Source organism: bacterium (assembly GCA_016873475.1).
Classification (GTDB): Bacteria; Krumholzibacteriota; Krumholzibacteriia; order JACNKJ01; family JACNKJ01; genus VGXI01.
Genome location: VGXI01000370.1, coordinates 1 through 1,984, shown reverse-complemented (window position 1 = coordinate 1,984; position 1,984 = coordinate 1). Strand labels below are relative to the sequence as shown.

At 69.9% G+C, this 1,984-nt stretch carries 3 protein-coding genes; all 3 read left to right on the top strand.

The genetic code is table 11. The annotated features are described in order from the left end of the window. The coding region (locus FJ251_15855; protein ID MBM4119176.1) for an HAD-IC family P-type ATPase at positions 1–924 on the top strand (924 nt) is incomplete at its 5' end. Beyond that, complete coding sequence (gene ccoS, locus FJ251_15850; GenBank protein ID MBM4119175.1) at positions 912–1,160, top strand: cbb3-type cytochrome oxidase assembly protein CcoS; 249 nt, start codon at positions 912–914, stop codon at positions 1,158–1,160. The genes FJ251_15855 and ccoS, both read left to right, overlap by 13 nt. Then, positions 1,147–1,984: cytochrome C oxidase Cbb3 (locus FJ251_15845; protein ID MBM4119174.1), on the top strand; the 838-nt coding region annotated here is incomplete at its 3' end. The genes ccoS and FJ251_15845, both read left to right, overlap by 14 nt.

The window sequence follows — 1,984 nt, the reverse complement described above, 5'->3', positions numbered from 1 at the left end:
GCGGAGTCCCGCCGCGCCCTCGCCGCCCTGCCTGCCGCCGAGAGGGCCCTGCTCTGGACGATGACCGCGCGCAGCAACCACCCGGTGAGCCGGAGCCTCGCCGAGGCCCTCGCCGCGGGTGGCGGGCCCGCGCGTCTCGAAGCCGCCGCGACCGGCGCTTCGCCGGCCAGCGCTTCACCCGAGGGCACAATGGAGGAGCTGCCCGGCCAGGGGCTTCGCTGGCACCGGGCGGACGGCGAGTATCGCCTCGGCCGCCCGGGCTTCGCGGCCGCGGGCGGGGCCGCCACTGCGAGCGCCGCACCCGCCCCCGGGGACGACTCGACCGAAACGCACTTCACGCGCGACGGCGCGCTGATCGCCGCCTTCCGCTTCGAGGAGGACTACAAGCCCGACGCCGCTGCCGAACTCGCCGCGCTCGCCGCGCAGGGCTACGACCTGCACCTCCTCAGCGGCGACAGCCAGGCCAAGGTGGACCGCGCGGCCGCGGCGCTGGGCATCGCACCCGAGCAGGCCCACGGCGGCCTCACGCCCGAGGCCAAGGCGGCGCTGGTCCGCGCGCTCGACGCCCACGACACCCTCATGGTCGGCGACGGCATCAACGACAGCCCCAGCTTCGAGGCCGCGCTCTGCGCCGCCACGCCCGCCGTGGACCGCCCCGTGCTTCCCGGCAAGGCGGACTTCTTCTTCCTGGGCGACGGCATCGCCGCCCTCCGCCGCGCCCTCGCCGGTGCGCGCCGCCTGCGCGGCATGCTGCGGCACAATCTCATCTTTGCCATCGTCTACAATGCCGTCGCCGTGTCACTCTCCTTGGCGGGCTTGGTCGACCCGGTCGTCGCCACCGTGCTCATGCCGGCCAGCTCCATCGGCATCGTGGCCTACACCACCTGGCGGCTCTCGGGACGGAGGCTGGCATGGATGTCGTGATTGGCCTCGTCATTATAAGCCTCGCGCTCGTCGCGCTCGGCTTGGTTCTCTTCTTCGCGCGCCTGAAGGGCGGCGATTTCGATCACGGCGAGCGGCTCTCGCTGCTGCCCCTGCGCGAGGACAAGCCCCGCGCCGAGGACGCCCCGAGCGCCGCCGCAAGGGCTACCGCTTCAGCAGGCCCCGCCAAAGAGACCGGGGATCACAAGGAGGGAGGAGTCGCCAATGGCCGCAGCTAACGCGCAAACCCGCACCGTCGTCTACGATGACGACATCGTGCGGGCAGTCTCGATCGCGACCATCGTCTGGGGCGCGGTCGCCTTCCTGCTCGGCGTCATCATCGCCAGCCAGCTCTCGTTCTGGCAGGCCAACCTTGGCACCTCCTGGCTGAGCTTCGGTCGCCTGCGGCCGCTGCACACGAACGCGGCGATCTTCGCCTTCGTCGGCAACATGATGTTCGCCGGCGTCTACTACTCCACGCAGCGCCTGCTCAAGACGCGCATGGCCAGCGACAAGCTGAGCTGGGTGAACTTCTGGGGCTGGCAGGCCATCATCGTCAGCGCCGCGCTCACGCTGCCCCTCGGCCTCACCCAGGGCAAGGAGTACGCCGAGCTGATCTGGCCCATCGACATCGCGATCGCGATCGTCTGGGTGGTCTTCGCGGTGAACTTCTTCTGGACCCTGGCGCGCCGCAACGAGCAGAACCTCTACGTCGCGCTCTGGTTCTACATCGCCACCGTCGTGACGATCGCCGTGCTGCACATCGTCAACAGCCTGCACCTGCCCACCAGCTTCACGCACAGCTACCCGATCTTCGCCGGCGTGCAGGACGCGCTCGTCCAGTGGTGGTACGGCCACAACGCCGTGGCCTTCTTCCTGACGACGCCCATGCTCGGCATCATGTACTACTTCGTGCCCAAGAGCGTGGAGCGGCCGGTCTACTCGTACCGCCTCTCGGTGGTGCACTTCTGGTCGCTGGTGTTCATCTACATCTGGGCGGGCCCGCATCACCTGCTCTACACCGCGCTGCCCGACTGGGCGCAGACGCTGGGTATGGTCTTCA